The 15,806-nt window shown below is 73.2% G+C and carries 13 protein-coding genes and 1 pseudogene; 1 reads left to right on the top strand and 13 read right to left on the bottom strand.

The window, feature by feature from the left end; genetic code table 11:
• Positions 1–11 precede the first annotated feature (11 nt).
• The 5 genes from ACIQ5Y_RS18630 to ACIQ5Y_RS18610 all read right to left on the bottom strand — a co-directional run bounded on the left by ACIQ5Y_RS18630 (position 12) and on the right by ACIQ5Y_RS18610 (position 5,803).
• On the bottom strand, positions 12–788 hold the full coding sequence (locus tag ACIQ5Y_RS18630) for an SDR family NAD(P)-dependent oxidoreductase (protein ID WP_403881078.1): 777 nt from the start codon (positions 786–788) through the stop codon (positions 12–14).
• A complete protein-coding gene (locus tag ACIQ5Y_RS18625; protein WP_403881075.1) occupies positions 788–4,822 on the bottom strand; it encodes an amino acid adenylation domain-containing protein in 4,035 nt (1,344 codons plus the stop codon). Before ACIQ5Y_RS18625 ends, ACIQ5Y_RS18630 begins: the two co-directional genes overlap by 1 nt.
• 78 nt (positions 4,823–4,900) lie before the next feature.
• Complete coding sequence (locus ACIQ5Y_RS18620; protein WP_403881072.1) at positions 4,901–5,173, bottom strand: chorismate mutase; 273 nt, start codon at positions 5,171–5,173, stop codon at positions 4,901–4,903.
• A gap of 5 nt (positions 5,174–5,178) precedes the next feature.
• The gene (locus tag ACIQ5Y_RS18615; RefSeq protein ID WP_403881069.1) at positions 5,179–5,310 is read right to left on the bottom strand and encodes a hypothetical protein; all 132 of its coding nucleotides are present in this window, start codon (positions 5,308–5,310) and stop codon (positions 5,179–5,181) included.
• Positions 5,311–5,446: 136 nt separating this feature from the next.
• Entirely contained in the window at positions 5,447–5,803 is a 357-nt protein-coding gene (locus ACIQ5Y_RS18610; protein WP_403881067.1) for a hypothetical protein, read from the bottom strand.
• Positions 5,804–5,946: 143 nt separating this feature from the next.
• On the opposite strand from ACIQ5Y_RS18610, the gene ACIQ5Y_RS18605 reads away from it, so the two are divergent.
• Entirely contained in the window at positions 5,947–7,038 is a 1,092-nt protein-coding gene (locus tag ACIQ5Y_RS18605) for a LuxR C-terminal-related transcriptional regulator (RefSeq protein WP_403881064.1), read from the top strand.
• Positions 7,039–7,103: 65 nt separating this feature from the next.
• Here the strand turns inward: ACIQ5Y_RS18605 and ACIQ5Y_RS18600 are convergent.
• The 8 genes and pseudogenes from ACIQ5Y_RS18600 to ACIQ5Y_RS18565 all read right to left on the bottom strand — a co-directional run.
• Positions 7,104–8,048, bottom strand: a pseudogene (locus tag ACIQ5Y_RS18600) (hydroxyacid dehydrogenase); the annotation flags it as partial.
• Positions 8,045–8,848, bottom strand: coding sequence for a 4'-phosphopantetheinyl transferase family protein (locus ACIQ5Y_RS18595; RefSeq protein WP_403881061.1), 804 nt, complete (start codon positions 8,846–8,848; stop codon positions 8,045–8,047). The gene ACIQ5Y_RS18595 and the pseudogene ACIQ5Y_RS18600, both read right to left, overlap by 4 nt.
• Positions 8,845–9,597: a 3-oxoacyl-[acyl-carrier-protein] reductase gene (fabG, locus tag ACIQ5Y_RS18590; protein ID WP_403881058.1), complete on the bottom strand. Its 753-nt coding sequence runs from the start codon at positions 9,595–9,597 to the stop codon at positions 8,845–8,847. Before fabG ends, ACIQ5Y_RS18595 begins: the two co-directional genes overlap by 4 nt.
• On the bottom strand, positions 9,594–10,667 hold the full coding sequence (locus tag ACIQ5Y_RS18585) for a beta-ketoacyl synthase N-terminal-like domain-containing protein (protein ID WP_403881055.1): 1,074 nt from the start codon (positions 10,665–10,667) through the stop codon (positions 9,594–9,596). Before ACIQ5Y_RS18585 ends, fabG begins: the two co-directional genes overlap by 4 nt.
• Entirely contained in the window at positions 10,664–11,932 is a 1,269-nt protein-coding gene (locus tag ACIQ5Y_RS18580; protein ID WP_403881052.1) for a beta-ketoacyl-[acyl-carrier-protein] synthase family protein, read from the bottom strand. Before ACIQ5Y_RS18580 ends, ACIQ5Y_RS18585 begins: the two co-directional genes overlap by 4 nt.
• Positions 11,929–12,186: an acyl carrier protein gene (locus ACIQ5Y_RS18575; protein ID WP_403881049.1), complete on the bottom strand. Its 258-nt coding sequence runs from the start codon at positions 12,184–12,186 to the stop codon at positions 11,929–11,931. The genes ACIQ5Y_RS18580 and ACIQ5Y_RS18575 overlap by 4 nt, the downstream gene beginning before the upstream one ends.
• Before the next feature lie 37 nt (positions 12,187–12,223).
• The gene (locus tag ACIQ5Y_RS18570; RefSeq protein WP_403881046.1) at positions 12,224–12,433 is read right to left on the bottom strand and encodes an MbtH family protein; all 210 of its coding nucleotides are present in this window, start codon (positions 12,431–12,433) and stop codon (positions 12,224–12,226) included.
• 104 nt (positions 12,434–12,537) lie between these two features.
• Positions 12,538–15,806: alpha/beta fold hydrolase (locus ACIQ5Y_RS18565; protein ID WP_403881043.1), on the bottom strand; the 3,269-nt coding region annotated here is incomplete at its 5' end.

Below are 15,806 nucleotides of genomic sequence, written 5' to 3'. Positions count from 1 at the left end.
ACTCTGCCATGTCAAGAGCTGCGGCGCCGCGGGCTGGACGACATGCGCACCGCGCCGTCGATGCGGATCGTCTCCCCGTTGATCATCGGGTTGTCGATGATGTGGGCGATCAGTCCGGCGAATTCACCGGGATCCCCCCACCGCTTCGGATGTACGAGATCGTGGTCCAATGCCGCGCGGGCCGCCGCGGGCACCGTGGCGACAGCCGGTGTCGCGAAGAACCCCGGTGCGACGGTGACGACGCGGATGAGGGAGTCGGCCAGTTCGCGGGCGAGGGGCAGTGTCATGGAGACGATCCCGCCCTTGGACGCGGCGTAGGCCGCCTGGCCGACCTGGCCCTCGAAGGCCGCCAGGGAAGCGGTGTTGACGATGACGCCGCGCTCCTGATCGACCGGCGCGTTCGCGGCCATGCGCTCGGAGGCCAGACGCACGACGTTGAAGGTGCCGACGAGGTTGGTCGTGACGACGTCCACGAACCGTTCCAGGGAATGCGGGCCGGACCGGCCGAGCACTCTCGCCGCGTGGGGCACTCCGGCGCAGTTCACGACGATGCGGAGGGAGCCGTGCCGCGTCGCGACGTCCAGGGCCTCCGTCACCTCCGGCTCGTCGGCCACGTCGCCGCGTACGAACACCGCCGGGCCGCCCAGGGCCTTCAGAGCCTCCTGCCCGCGTTCCTCGCTCCGGCCGAGGAGGACCGGGAGGACGCCGGAGGAGATGAGCCGGTCGGCGACGGCGAGTCCGAGTCCGGAGGTGCCACCGGTGACCAGGGCAACCGTGGTGGGTGACATCAGTTCTCCTCCTCCGAGGTGCCGGGACGCGCGGACGTGCCGAGACGTCCGGAGATGATCGCGGCGAGTTCGCGTGGCCGATGGGTGACGAAGTAGTGCCCGCCCCCGTGGATCTCTGTCAGTTCGACGTGGGTCGCGAAGCGCTTCCAGTCCGTGTACGCGTGCTCGTATCCCCGTGTGGCGGCGTCTTCGTCGCCGATGACGACGACGAGCGGAGCCTCCAGCAGCCGGTGACGGTCCTTCTCGGCTTCGATCTGGAAGCGCAGGCCCTGCGTCATGTCGTGCCGGATCACCTTCAGGACGGCACGCAGATCCGATTCCTCCAGCGCCCCGTCGAAGCCGCCGAGCGACTTCATGTACGCGTACAGGGACTCTCCGGACCAGCCCTGAGCGTGCTCCAGTTCGCGCGCCGGAGCGGCGGAGGGCAGTGCGCCGCCGATGTAGAGCGCGGCCGGCCGCCGCCCCTGCCGCTCCAGCCGCTGCGCGACCGCCACGGCGAGGGCCGAGCCGGCGCAGTGGCCGTACAGGGCGAAGGGGCCGTCGAGCGAGCCGCCGATCTCCGCGGCGATCAGGTCGGCGGTCTCGTCCAGGCACAGCAGGGGTTCGCCGGAGAGGGCCGGGTCGTGTCCCGGCAGTGCGGCGCTCCAGGTCCTGATCCCGGGTGCCAGCTCGGCGGCGAGGCGGTGGTAGGCGGCCGCGGTGCCGCCTCCGTAGGGGATGCAGACGAGCGTGACGTCCGCGCCTTCCGTGACTGTCGTGCCTCCCGCACCCGCCGCACCCGCCGCACCCGCCGTGCCCGGCGTGCCCGGCGTGCCGGCGGTCAGGGGCCGCAGGATGCGTCGCCCTGCGGCGGGAACGTCCCCGTCGGGGTCGTCGCGGTCGTCGTGGATCTCCCGGACGCGGAGGGCCAGGCTTTCCGGCGTGGGGTGCTGGAAGACGTCGAGGACCTCGGTGCCCCGGCCGATGAGACGGGCCACGCGCACGGCCTTGAAGGAGTCCCCGCCCAGGTCGAAGAAGTCGTCCCGGGCGGAGATCCCCGGAACCCCGAGGGCGTCCCGGAAGGCGTCGATGACGATCCGCTCGGTGGGGGTCGCCGCCGTGTCGTCCTGACCGCCGGTCACCACCGGATCGGGCAGGGCGTGCCGGTCGAGCTTTCCGTTGGAGGTGAGGGGGATCCGGTCGATCGCCGTCACGGTGGCCGGCACCATGTGGGAGGGCAGCCGGCGCGCGAGGCGACGGCGCAGGCCGGCCGTATCGGGGTCCGACGGATCCGCGAGCACGACGTACGCGGCCAGCACGCTGTCGCCCACCGTGTCCTTCCGTACGACGACACGGCAACTCGCGACGTTGGGGCAGGCCCGGAGCTCGGCCTCGATCTCGCCCGGCTCGATCCGGAACCCGCGGATCTTCACCTGGTCGTCCGCGCGGCCCTCGTACTGGAGGAGCCCCTCGGCGGTACGGCGGGCAAGGTCGCCGGACCGGTACATGCGGGAGCCGGGCGGGCCGAACGGGTCGGCGACGAAGCGTTCGGCGGTGAGGGCCGGCCGGTTCAGGTACCCGCGGGCCGTCTGGTCGCCGGCCACGTAGATCTCGCCCGTGACACCGGGGGGAACGGGCCGCAGTCGCTCGTCGAGGACGTAGAGCGCGAGGCCCGGCAGGCTCTGTCCGATCAGACTCCCGCTCCGGCCGGGGAGAGCGGACCGGCGGAGCGCCAGATGGCTCGCGTGGACCGTGGTCTCCGTGATCCCGTACATGTTGACCAGCACCGGGTCGTCGTCGGGGTGCAGGTCGTACCACTCCTCCAGCCGCCGGAAGTCGAGCGCCTCACCACCGAAGACGACATAGCGGAGCGCCGACCGCCGCCCGAGCCGCGGATCGTCCCGGTACGCCTGCAGCAGTTGGTGGAACGCCGAGGGCGTCTGGCTCAGCACGGTGACGGCCTCCTCCACCAGGAGCCGGAGGAAGCGGTCCGGCGCGCGACGCGTGGTCGGGGGGACCAGGACGAGCCGTCCGCCGTGGAGCAGGGCTCCCCACAGTTCCCAGACGGAGAAGTCGAAGGAGAAGGAGTGGGCCATGGTCCACACGTCGTCCGCGCGGAAGTCGAACAGTTCCCGGGTCGCGGAGAAGAGGTCGAGCACGTTCCCGTGCGGGACGACCACGCCCTTGGGACGCCCCGTGGAGCCCGAGGTGTGGATGACGTAGGCGGCGCTGTCCCGGGTGAGGGGGCGGCCGCGTTCCCCGGGGCGCAGATCGCCCTGGGGGAGGGCGGCCAGGATCGCCGTCGTGTCCGCGCCGTCGACCTCCACGGTGGCCAGGTCCGGGTCGCAGGGGCGTGGCGCCCCCTGGGCCGTGCCGAGCAGCAGCGAGGGCTTCGCGTCGGCGAGCAGGGCGTCGATCCGGTCCCGCGGGTGCTCCGGGTCGACGGGAAGGTACGCGGCGCCCGATTTGAGGACCGCCAGGAGCGCCACCACGAGGTCGACGGACGGCGCCAGGCAGACGGCCACCAGGTGCTCCGGACCGCAGCCGTGCCGCACGAGCAGGCGAGCGAGCCGGTTGGCCCGCGCGTTGAGCTCCCCGTACGACAGGGCCGCGGCCCCGCAGGTCACGGCGACCGCGGCGGGGCTGCGCCGGGCCTGCGCCTCGAAGGCGTCCACGAGGGTGCGGGCCCCGTCGGCCGCGCGCCGCGGGCGCACCCGCAGGAGCGTGCGCCGTTCCTCGTCGCTCAGCACGCCGATCTCACCGAGAGGTCGGTCGGCCCCCGCGAGGACGTTCCGCAGGAACGCTTCGAACCGAGTCCGGTGACCGGCGAGTTCCCCGGCGTCGTAGAGACCCGGGTTGGCGTCGATCGTGAACGTCAGGTTCCGGGGCGTCGCGTACACGCCCAGCATGAAGTCCTCGATCGGGCCCGGCGCGAGATTGCGGTGCTGCGCGGAGCACGCGCCGAACGACAGCTCGGCGTCGAGCGACATGACATTGGCCGTGGGGCCGAAGACGCGGGTGCTTCCCCGCCGTGTGCGGAGGTCGCGCCGGATGTCCTCGAACCGGTAGCGCCGGTGGGCGCGCGTCTCGTCGATCTTCCCGGACACGCGTTCCAGCAGGTCGAGGAAGCTGTCCGAGTGAGAACACCGGACCCGCAGCGGGATGATGTTGGAGACCATTCCCGGGGTCGTCGCGGCCGCGTCCGTGTGCCGATTGGACACAGGGAGCCCCAGTACGGCGTCACGCGAGCCCGTGACCAGGGCGACGTACGCGGCGAACGCGGCGATCACCGCGCGCGGCCACTTCACTGCGCGGGCGCGGGTGAAGTCGGCCAGCAGCTGCCTGAGTTCGGCGTCCGCGTACCAGGTCTCCCTGAGCGCGACGCCCGTCGGCGTCATGGACGCGTCGGAGAAGCTCGGCACGTGCTCGATGTCCGCGAACTCGTCGAGCCAGTACCGGCGGTCCTCCTGGAAGCCGGCCGAGGCGCGGTAGCGCCGGTCCTCCTCGACGAGGGAGGCGAGAGGTCCGAAGGGAGTGGCGGACGGTGTCCGGCCGGCGGCCAGCGCGGCGTAGACCTCCGCGGCGCGGCGGACCAGGAGCAGCGATCCCACGCCGTCGGAGACGATGTGGTGCAACTGCCAGAACCAGAGGTGCCGATCCGGCGATACGCGGAGCACCGCGTTGCGCCGGACCTCTCCCGCGGCCGGGTCGAGCGGGGAGTGGATGCGCGCGCGCATCCACTCGTTCGCTGCTTCCCACGGCTCCGCCTCGCCGGTCAGGTCCACGAGCGGCACGTGCGGAACCGGTCGGGTCCCGACCCGTTGCCACGGCCCTTCCGGATCCTCTCCGAAGGACGCGCGCAGCGCCTCTGCCTCGGTGACGACCCGGCGGACCGTTTCCTGGAGCAGCGGGGGATCGAGCGGACCCCGGATGTCCAGGAATTCCGCGTAGGAGTACGCGAGCTTCGAATCGTCCAGCCGCTGGCCGTACCAGATTCCGGCCTGGCCTTCCGTGAGCGGAAGCCGGGACGAGGAGTCGGCGGGTGAACCAGGCACGTCGGAGCCCTCTCATGGGTGGAGGGCCGGGCCACCCGGCCCTCCCGCTCGGTGCTGCTGCGTGGGGAACTCGTACGGCTACTGGGCAGAGGCGCCGGCGCCGCGGCAGATCTCCAGCAGGGCCATCGCGATCGCCGTCCCCTGCCGCCCGTATGCCTCGGTGTACGGGGAGATGACGCGCATTTCGCGGGTGAGGTCGGTGCGGGGGCCGCCGGAGGCCTGGCGGATGCTCTGGATCTCGCGGGAGAGCTCGCGGCGGCGTTCCACCAGGGCTCGGATCTCCGCGTCCACGAGGTTGAGTTCGGCGCGGAGTGCGGGCACGTCCGCCGGTGCGGTCGACTCGGGCTGCATCGTGATCAGTTGCCCCAGGTGTGGCCGAGCGGGGTCAGCAGGTCCGCGACCGCCTTGGTGGTCGTCTGGACCGCGGGAGACTCCGTGGCCATGGCCGTCGGGGCCGTCGCGATGGCCGCGAGGGCGATTAACGCCACGGTGGCGACTCGGCGGGTGGCCAGCTTGACGGTGCTGTGAGCGATGGCGTGCATCTGGTTCGTCTCCTCGGAACATTCACTTCGGTGTGACGCTCGTTCTCGGTCTTCTCGAGTCTCACACTCACCACGCGTCCCGTCAGCACCACGGATTGTCAGGGTCCTGTGATGGCAACTCCCTGTCATGCCGGCCGTTCCGGGCCCCGGCACCGAGCCGTTCCAGGGCGCTGACGAGCGGTGTGGCCGGGGTCCAGGCGAGGTCCGCGCCGACCGTCGCCGGCAGTGCGTGGGCCACGAGACGGGCGGCGGCCGCCTCGGTTTCCTCGCTGTCGGCATGGCCGAGAAAGAGCGTCAGGTGCGCGCCGCCGTCGGGTACGCGCAGCACGTGGACGTGCTCCAGCCGGTCCTCCGGGCGTGCCAGAGCACGGATGCGGTCGACGAGCGCGGGCTCGCCGGGAAGGGCTTCGGGCGGCACGGTCGCCGTCACGAGGTACATGAGTTGCGCCTCCGTGAATATCCGGAGAATCGGTTCGCGCGTCCCTTGGTCAGGTTGCCCTTGCCAGAATCGGGCTGAGATAATTGCGCTGACTGCGGACCAGATAGTGCGGTCGACGGGGGAACTTCGGGGGAAGGCGAGCAATGGGACAGTTGGGTCTTGATGCGGATGCCGAAGCGGTATATCGCATTCTGCTTAAGCGGCCCAGAGCAGGTGTCGCGGAGATCGCGCAAGGGCTTGACTGGCCCGTCGAGCGCGCCAAGCTCACCCTGGACGGACTCGCCGAACTGACCCTCGTGCGGAATTCCTCCGAAGAGCTGGGCAAGATCCGTCTCGTCAACCCGGAGTTCGGGCTCGCCGGCCTCCTCCAGCGCCAGGAGCGGGAGCTGGCCCAGCACCAGCAGGCCGTCGCCGCCACCCGGCTGGCCATCACGCAGATGCTCACCGAGTACGGCGACGACCAGGAGGCGCAGACCGACGAGGTCCGCAGGTACACCGGACTCGACGCCATCAACTCCCAGATCGAGCGGCTGGCGCAGGGCGCCGAGAGCAGGGTCGAGGTGTTCGCGCCGGGCGGCGCCCAGACGGAGGCGGCCCTGGAGGCCGCCCGTCCGCTCGACCGGGCCGCCGTCGAGCGCGGTGTGCAGGTCCGCTACATCTACCTGGACTCCGTCCGCAACGACCCGGCGACGCTCAACTACGCACGCTGGCTGAACGACATCGGCGGAGAGGTGCGCGTGCTGCCGCAGCTGCCGCCGCGGATGATCATCTTCGACCGTCGCGCCGCCATCGTGCCCATCGACCCCGAGGCCGCCGCCCGCGGGGTGCTGATCCTGCGGGGCTCCGGCGTCGTCACCGCGCTGGTCTCGCTCTTCCGGCAGACCTGGGCGCGGGCGCAGCCGCTCGGCGAGACCAGGACGGTGACGGCGGAGCCGGACGGACTCACCCGGCAGGAGCAGGCCGTTCTCGACCTGCTCTTCGAAGGCCACACCGATGACGTCGTCGCCCGCAAGCTCGGCGTATCGGTGCGTACGGGCCGGCGCATCACCGCCGATCTGATGGCCCGCCTGGGCGCCCGCAGCCGCTACCAGGCGGGGGCGCTGGCGATGGAGCGTGGCTGGCTCGGCAACGGCTCGGACACCGGCGGGGAATCCGGCGCGGACGGCGGCGAGGGCCGCGCCGCGGACACCGGCGACGCGCCCGACGCGGTGCCCGTCGCGGGGTCCGGCGGCTGAGGCCGCCCCGCGCGCGGCGGCGTTGGGTGACCTCATCGCGCGTGCACGGGTGATTCGCGCGGCGCGTTGACCGCGTCGGGTACGGGCATCCCGGCGAGCGCGAGCAGCACGGACTCGGCGGCCTGGGTGCCGGCCCGCTCCTGCGCCTCGGGGGTGCTCGCGCCCAGGTGCGGTGTCGCGATCACGTTCTCGAGCTCGAACAGCGGGGAGTCCGTGCAGGGCTCCTGCGCGTACACGTCCAGGGCGGCGCCCGCGATCCGGCCCTCCGCGAGCGCCGCGTACAGCGCCTGCTCGTCGACGATGCCGCCGCGCGCCGCGTTCACGAGCCGCAGGTCGGGGCGCACGCGCCGGAGGGCGTCGAAGCCGATCAGTCCGGAGGTCTGCTCGGTCAGCGGCAGGTGGACCGTGAGGAACTGGGCCCTGGCGAGGAGCTCGTCGAGGCCGGTCAGGCGCACGCCGAGAGCCCGGGCGTGGGCCTCGTCCGCGTACGGGTCGTAGGCGATCACCTCCATGTCGAACGCGGCGAGCCGGCGTGCCACCAGGGAGCCGATCCGGCCGAGGCCGAGGACGCCGAGCGTCTTGCCCGCGAGCTCCACGCCCGTGAACGAGGCGCGCGCCCACCGCCCGTCCTTGAGCGAGGCGTGCGCCTGCGGGACGTGGCGGGCGAGGGACAGGAGGAGGGTGACGGCGTGCTCGGCGGCGCTGACGACGTTGGACGCGGGGGCGTTGGCGACGAGCACGCCGGCGGCGGTGGCCGCCGGCACGTCCACGTTGTCGAGGCCGACCCCGGCCCGCGCGACGACCTTGAGCCGCGGCGCCGCGGCGAGGGCCTCGGCGTCGATGCGGGTGGCGGAGCGCACCAGGACCGCGTCGGCCCCGGCGAGCGCGGCGAGCAGCGCGGGCCGGTCGGTCCCGTCTACGTGCCGCACCTCGACCGCGGCGTCGCGGGTGAGGACGTCCGCGGCCTGCGGGCTGAGCGCGTCGGCGATCAGGACGACGTACTGACTCATGAGGCGAGTGGCCTTTCCGAGGTGAGAAGAGTGGGGTCACAGGTTCCGGGGGCATCCGCCGACGTGACGACCGCGGCGAGCAGGGCGGACCCGTCGTGCCGGGTCGGGCGCACCGGGGTGCCGACGGAGGCGAGCGCGGCCAGATGCCCGGCGCCCGCGTCCAGGTCGTACAGGTACAGGGGGAGCCGGGGGCGCTCGGGCCCCTCCCAGGACAGCAGCCGGGGCCAGGCGTCGGGCGCCGTCACGTGCAGCAGCTCCGGTGCCACGGACAGCCCGTCGCCGGTCGACTTCAGCAGGGCTTCCTTGCGCGTCCAGTAGCGCACGAAGCCCGCGGGGCGCCGGGTGGCGGGGAGCGCCGCGAGGACGGTGAGCTCCGGCCCGCAGAGCACCCGCTCCGCGGTCTCCGGCGCGAACGGGGCGATCCGCTCCACGTCCACACCGACCTCGGTGCCGAGCGCGAGGGCGACCACCACCCGGTCGCCGGAGTGCGACCAGGAGAGCCCGAGCGGCCGCGGCGGCCGGGGCTTGCCGTGCGGGCCGCCGCACCGCTTGCACGTGGCGGTCAGCTCCAGCTCCCCGGCGGGAACGCCGAGGTGGGCGGCGGCCACGGTGCGGGCGAGCGCGTGCGCGGTGAGGTGGAGCGCCCGCGCGGTCGGCTGCCGCAGCAGATCGCCGCGGGCGCGCTCGCCCTCGTCGAGGAGCCCGCGCAGCAGCGGGTGGGCATCACGGGCCGACGCCCACCACAGCTGGCAGAAACCGGGCCGCAGCGCCGGTACGAGCCCCGAGGCCCGGGCCGTCACAGCCCGCCGTCCACGGGCAGCACCGCGCCCGTGACGTACGAGGCGCGCTCCGAGGCCAGGAAGGCCGCGGCCTCGGCGACCTCCGACGCGAGGCCGGTCCTGCCCAGCGCCGTGCGCTCGGTGACCTGCGCCTTGACCTGGTCGTCGAGCTCGGCCGACATGTCGGTGTCGATCAGGCCCGGCGCCACCGCGTTGACGCGGATGCCGCGCCGGCCGACCTCCTTCGCGAGGGACCGGGAGAAGGCGATGATCCCGGCCTTGGACGCCGCGTAGTTGGTCTGGCCCGCGTTCCCGTACAGGCCGGACACGGAGGCGACGGTCACGATGCTGCCGGCCCGGCGCTTCATCATCGGGAAGACCACGGCCCGGCAGACGTGGTACACGCCGTCCAGGTTGGTGTCCACGACCTCGTGCCAGTCGCTGTCGGCCATCAGCAGCAACGGCTTGTCCCGGGTGATGCCGGCCGAGGTGACGGCGACCGCGACCGGTCCGAAGTCCCGTTCGGTGGCGTCCACCCAGTCCCGCACGGACTGCGCGTCGGCGACGTCGACGCGCCGCGCCAGCGCGCGGGCTCCGAGACCGGCCAGTTCCTTCTCCAGGTTCGCGGCGGCCTGTTCGTCGCCGCGGAAGCAGAACGAGATGTCGTGCCCGTCCCGCGCCAGCCGCAGGGCGACGGCCCGGCCGATCCCGCGGGAGCCGCCGCTGATCAGGGCGACGGGCCGGGCGCCCGCCGTTGCGTCGCCGCTCATCCGGCCGCTCCGTCCGTGAGCAGCCGCAGCACCGCGCACCCCACGGGACCGTCCGGGTCCGTGGTGGTGATCAGGGCGACACGGCCCGGTTCGCCCGGCTCGGACAGCAGCGCCGCGAGCTGGTACGCCCCGGTGGCCGCGGCCGTCTCGCCGAGCAGCGCGACGGACGCCGCGCGGGCGCGCACCTCCGCCGGGAACAGGTCCTCGTGCACCTGCCGTTCCTGCTCGCCCGCCGCGCCGGGGGCCTCTCCGGGGATGGCCGCCCAGACCGCGTCGGCCGCGACGCCCGCCTCCGCGAGCGCCGCGCGCACCGCCGCCGTGAGCGTCCCTGCGAAGTCACCGCCCTGCGCCACCCGGTGGTGGACCGTGAGCACCTCGGCCAGCGGTTCGCCGGTCGCGGCGTCGCCGGATTCGAGGAGGACCATCACACAGCCCTCGCCCAGCACCACGCCGGTGCCGTACGCCGCGTGCGTGAGGTGGGCGCGGGCCGCCGAGAACTCCTCGGCCGAACCGGCCAGCACCCGCTCGGCGCGCCCGTCTGCGAGGAGCCGACGTGCCTGGTCCAGGGCGACGAGGCCGGAGAGCCGGCCGGCCGCGACCGTGGTGTTGGGGCCCTTGAGGGCATGGCGGATCGCGCTGGCCGAAGCGGCCCTGTTCATCGCCATGTTGGGGATCTTCGACGGCGACACGTCGATGGGGCTCGCCCCTTCGAGGGAGGACTTGGTGAACTCCATGAACCCCTGGACGCTGCCGGAGGCGATGCCGAGCACGAGACCGGTGCCGAGGTCACCGTCCTCGCCGGCCGGGGCCGTACCGGACAGCAGCTCCCGCACGGTCACCGCGGCGAGTCCGGTCAGCCGGTCCATGCCCCGGGTACCGGCCTTCCCCAGCGCGTCGCGGACCTCGAACCCGGGCACGACGCGGGCGGTCGCGTCCGGCTGTGCCGTCCACTCCTCGGGCCCGGCGGACTCGGGTGCCGCGGCGCGGGCGCGCAGCCCCGCCGCGAGCGGGGCGCGGCCGGTGCCGTACGGCGACACGGCCGACCATGCGGTGATGACCGCGGTACTCATCGGAGGTACTCCCCTCGGGGGCTTTCGTGGCGGCCGAGCAGGACGACGGCGTTGTTGCCGCCGAACGCGAGCCCGTTGTTCTGCACGACGCGCACGTCGGCGGCGACGGAGGTGTTCGGCACGACGTCGACGGGGCAGTCCGGGTCGGTGGCGCGGTGGTTCGCCGTCGGCGGGATGAAGCCGTGCCGGATGGCGAGCGCCGAGGCGATGGCGCCCAGGGCGCTGGCCGCTCCCATGGTGTGCCCGATCATCGCCTTGACGCCGACGGTGCGCGGGGCCTTGTCCCCGTACACCTCGCGGATGGCCGCGATCTCGGTGGTGTCGTTGGTGGGGGTGCCGGTGCCGTGCGCGGAGATCAGGTCGACCTCCTCCGGCTTGACGGACGCGTTCTCCAGGGCGAGGCGGATGCAGCGGGCGACGCTGTCCCGCTCGGGCGCGGTGGGGTGCGAGGCGTCGCAGTTGATGCCGTAGCCGAGCACCTCCGCGTAGATGTCCGCGCCGCGGGCGAGCGCCGACTCCTCGGTCTCCAGCAGCAGCAGGCCCGCGCCCTCGCCGGTGAGCAGGCCCATGCGGTCGGCGTCGAACGGACGGCACTCGTCGGGTGCGATCAGGCCGAGCCGGGCGAAGCCCGCGAAGGTCTTGCGGTTCAGCGCGTCCGCGCCGCCGACGAGCGCCCACTCGGCGCGGCCGCTGCGGATCGCGTCGAAACCGGCGCCGATCGCGTAGTTGCCGGCGGCGCAGGCGGTGGCGATGGTGGACGACTCCACGTCGGACAGGCCGAGTTCGTGGACGACGCCGAGTGCGAGACCGCCCGTGGCGGTCCTGCTCAGGGCCGCGCCGGTGAAGGCGGCGAGCCCGATGGAGAGCGCCGACTCGGTGAGCAGGTCGAGCTCGCCGACCTCGCCGTCGGTGGTGCCGACGACGACGGTGCCGCGCCGCTCGCGCAGCCAGGCTTCGTCGAGGCCGGCGTCGTCGAGCGCCATCCGGGCGGCCGCGGCGGCGAACTGCGTGGCGCGGCCGGTCTGTTCGGGCCGTACCCGGCGCAGCCGGGCGGCGGCGTCGAAGCCGTGCACCTGATGGCCGCGGCTCCGGGGGAAGCCGGTGGTGTCGAAGACGGTGATGTCACCGGTCCCGACCCGGCCGGCCCGCAGCGCGTCGGTGAACTCCGCGACCCCGTTGCCGATGCTGGACAGCGCGCCGCAGCCGGTGAGGACGACCCGGCGCGGCCCCGAGGAGGGGCCGGCCGGAGTGTCGGCGGCGCTCACGGCTGACGCCGTTCGGCGGTGGCGAGGACATCGAGGACGGCGTCCAGGTTGACCAGCTTGACCAGGTCGTCCTGCGGGATGACGACGCCGAGTTCCTTCTCGATGCGGGAGAGGATCTCGATGGCGCCCAGCGAGTCCGCGCCGTGGTCCTCGACGAACAGGCTGGTGTTCGTGAGCTCGTCGTCCTCGAGCTCCAGGATGTCGACGATGATGGCTCGTACGGCCGTGACGTCCACGTGGGTGTTCACAGTCATGACAGCTGCTGCCTCTCGGATCGGGATGGCCTGGTTCTCAGGCGGCGGTGCGGATCAGGGACTTCGGACGCATGTCGGTCCAGGTGCGCTCGATGTGGTCGAGCGCGGCCGTGCGGGGGCCGGCCGGGAGGACCGTGGTCCAGCCGGCGGGGACGGCGGCGAACTCGGGCCAGACGCAGTGCTGGCCCTCGTCGTTGGCCAGCACGAGGAAGGTGCCGGTCTCGTCGTCGAACGGGTTGTTCTTCATGGTGTTCTCTTCCTTGGGGTGTGCGTCTGGAGGCCAGTGGCCGAAGCCGTTCGGGAAGCCGCGGGGGGACTCGCCGGGATTCCGTACGAGTGCCCCCCGCGCATTCACCGCAACTGTTCGAGGTGCGCGGCGATGATCCGGCCGATCGCCCGCTGCGGTTCGGGCCGCATCATTCCGTCGTGGTCCGAGGCGATGCCGTGGTGGGTGACGCGTCCGCCGATGTACGGCTCCCATTCCGCGACCGTCGGGGAGTGCTCGTCCGTGCCCTGCGAGGCCGACAGGAAGAGCACGTCCCCGCCGAAGCGGTCCGGGGCGAACTCGGCACTGAGAACGGCGTGGTTGCGCACGATCCGCAGCAGCCGGGCCAGCTGTTCCTCGTCGAGGCCGGCCAGCGGGTTGGCGTCCCGCCGGAACAGGGCCAGGACCTCGGAGAGCGTGGGCTCGCCGCCCGCGAACGCCGCCGCGTCGTACCCGCAGTACTCCAGGATCTTGGCGAGCAGAGCCCGGTCGTCCGGGATGCCGTCGGGCTCGGGGACCGGGTAGCCGTCGAGGTTCGCGAGGAGCGCGACGCGGTGTCCGAGTCCTTCGAGGCGGGTGGCCGCCGCGTGGGCGAGAAGTCCGCCGAAGGACCAGCCGAGAAGATGGTAAGGCCCGTTCGGCTGAATTTCCAGAATTCTACGGACATATTCCTCGGCCATTTCCGGGATCGACGTCGGAAGCGGTGTTTCCGCGACGATTCCGGACGCCTGGAATCCGTACACCGGGAATTCCTTGGCCAGGTGTTCGGCGAGCCCGAGATACGGCCAGCTGAGACCCACGCCGCCGTGCAGGAAGAAGAGCGGCTCGCGGGTGCCGTCGGGCCGGATGGGAAGCAGGGTCTCGAAGGCCTCGGTGAGCAGGGCGGGCCGCCGCTCACCGGCCCCGGAGGGGCGGGTCGCGGCGAGTTCGCCGGCCCGCTCGGCAAGGGTGCGCAGCGCGCGGAACCAGCCCTCGGCCAGCGCCTCGGCGTCGTCCGGCTCCAGAACCTGCCCCGCCCACGTCCAGTTGGCGACCAGGACGGGCCCGTCGGGGCCGTCCTCGACCAGGGCGTCCACCTCGACGGTGTGGCCGAGGGGCATGCCGCCGGACGTCGCCGCGAACGCCTCCCGGGACTCGGGTGCGGCCGCCCATCCGCCGTCGTACGACTCCACCGCGGCGAAGCGGCCCAGGTAGTTGAAGCCGAGCTGCGGGTTCACCGCGGGCAACGGAGCCGGTCCGCCGCCGAGATGGCGCAGGATGCCGTGGCCGAGGCCGTGGTCGGGCAGCACCCTGAGCTGCTCGCGCATCTCCTTGACCGCCTGCTCGGCGTCGAGCGCGGCGGCCCTCAGCAGCACGGGGTGGGTGCTGGTGAACCAGCCGGCCGTACGGGAGAGGTCGACTCCCTCGTGGAGTTGTTCGCGCCCGTGGGTCTCGACCTCGACGAGCAGGCTCCGGCCGCGCCACTCGGCGACCGCGAGCCCGAGGCCGGCGAGCAGCACGTCGTTGATCTCCGCCTGGAAGGCGGCGGGGCCCAGCTCCAGGAGCGGGCCGGTGTGCTCCGCCGGCAGGGTCACGCGCAGCGTCCGGGCCGTGGCGTAGGTGTCCCGGGCCGGGTCCAGCGCACGCGTCCCGAGCGGCCGTTCCCCGTGGGACAGCAGTTCGGTCCAGTAGGGCAGTTCACCGGCGCGGGCCCCGGCCTGCTCCTGGAGCAGCCCGGACCAGTGGCGCAGTGAGGTGCCGACCGGGTCGAGCGCCGTGCCGGGACGCTCGTACGCGGTGAGCAGGTCGGGCAGGAGCACGCGCCAGGAGACGCCGTCCACCACGAGGTGGTGCAGCATCAGGATCAGCCGGCCGGGGCGGCTGTCCCCCCGGTCGATCCACACGGCCTGCAGTGTGACCCCGTCGCGCGGGGCGAGCCGGTCGCGCGCGGCCTCCGACTGCGCGGCGACCGCCCGACGCAGCAGCGCCTCGTCCTCGTAGGCGCGGTGATCCGCGTCGATGCGGGTCACCAGGGGCGCGACCCGGACCGTCCCCGGCTCGCCGATCACGAGCCGCCAGTCGCCGGCGTCCCGTCCGGTCAGGCGCAGCCGCAGGGCGTCGTGGTGGTCGACGACCCGCTGGAGCGCCCCGGTGAGCCGCTCGGGGTCCAGGTCCGCGGGGGTGGTGAGGACGACGGACTGGTTGAACCCGTCGAGGGGGCCGCCCTCTTCGAGCAGCCGCAGCATGACCGGTGTGGGCGCCAGCTCGCCCACGCCGTCCTCGGTGCCGACGATCTCGGCCGGCTCGGCCTCGCCGACGGCGGCGGCCAGCGCGGCCACCGACTTGTAGGTGAACACGTCGGCCGCGGTGACCCGCAGTCCGGCCCGCCGGGCGCCGGCGACCACCTCGATGGAGCGGATGCTGTCGCCACCGAGGTCGAAGAAGCTGTCGTCGATGCCGACGGCCGGCAGCCCGAGCACGGCGGCGAAGACCGCGCACAGGACGCGCTCGGTGTCCGTGCGGGGCTCCCGCGCGGGACCCGTCGCGTGGGCCTGCGGATCCGGCGCGGGGAGCGCCTTGCGGTCGACCTTGCCGTTGGGGGTGAGCGGCAGCGCGTCCAGCGTGAGGAAGGCGCCGGGCACCATGTAGTCCGGCAGGATCGCGCCGAGAGCCGTCCTCGGGTCCTCGGTGGTGCCGATGAGGTAGCCGACGAGGCGTCCGTGGTGGACGGCGGCGGCGGCGTCGGTGATGCCGGGCAGGCGCCGCAGTGCGGTCTCGATCTCGCCGAGTTCGATGCGGTGGCCGCGGATCTTGACCTGGTGGTCGGTGCGTTCGAGGAATTCCAGCTGTCCGTCGGGGCGTTGGCGGACGCGGTCGCCGGTGCGGTACATGCGGGTGCCGGGCCGGACGGCGTACGGGTCGGCCGTGAACGTGATCGCGGTCTTGGCCGGGTCGTCGAGGTAGCCGCGGCCGACGCCGACGCCGGCGACGTACAACTCGCCGGCGGCGCCGGGCGGCACCGGCCGCAGGTCCGCGTCCAGCACGTACAGGCGGGTGTTGCGGACCGCGAGCCCGATCGGCGCGCGGGTGTCGAGCGGGGTCGCCGGAGTGATGACGGCGTGGGTGACGTCGTCGGAGCACTCCGTCGGCCCGTAGGCGTTGACGAGGGGAATGTGTGGCGCCAGGTCCAGCCACTCCCGCGCCAGATCGGCGGGGAGGGTCTCGCCCGTCACCATCAGGTGCGTGAGCGGCGAGAGTTCGGGACGGACCAGACCGTTGTTCCACGAGTCGACGGCGGCGCGGAGCAGTGAGGGGACGACTTCGAGGATGGTGACGCCGTCGCCGGCGATGCGTCCGAAGAGTTCCTGGGGGTCGG

Origin of the sequence: Streptomyces sp. NPDC096339, from assembly GCF_044762985.1 — a bacterium.
In the GTDB taxonomy this organism is placed as follows: Bacteria; Actinomycetota; Actinomycetes; order Streptomycetales; family Streptomycetaceae; genus Streptomyces.
The sequence above is the reverse complement of the archived record's forward strand: the minus strand, read 5'-3'. Positions and strand labels throughout refer to the sequence as shown.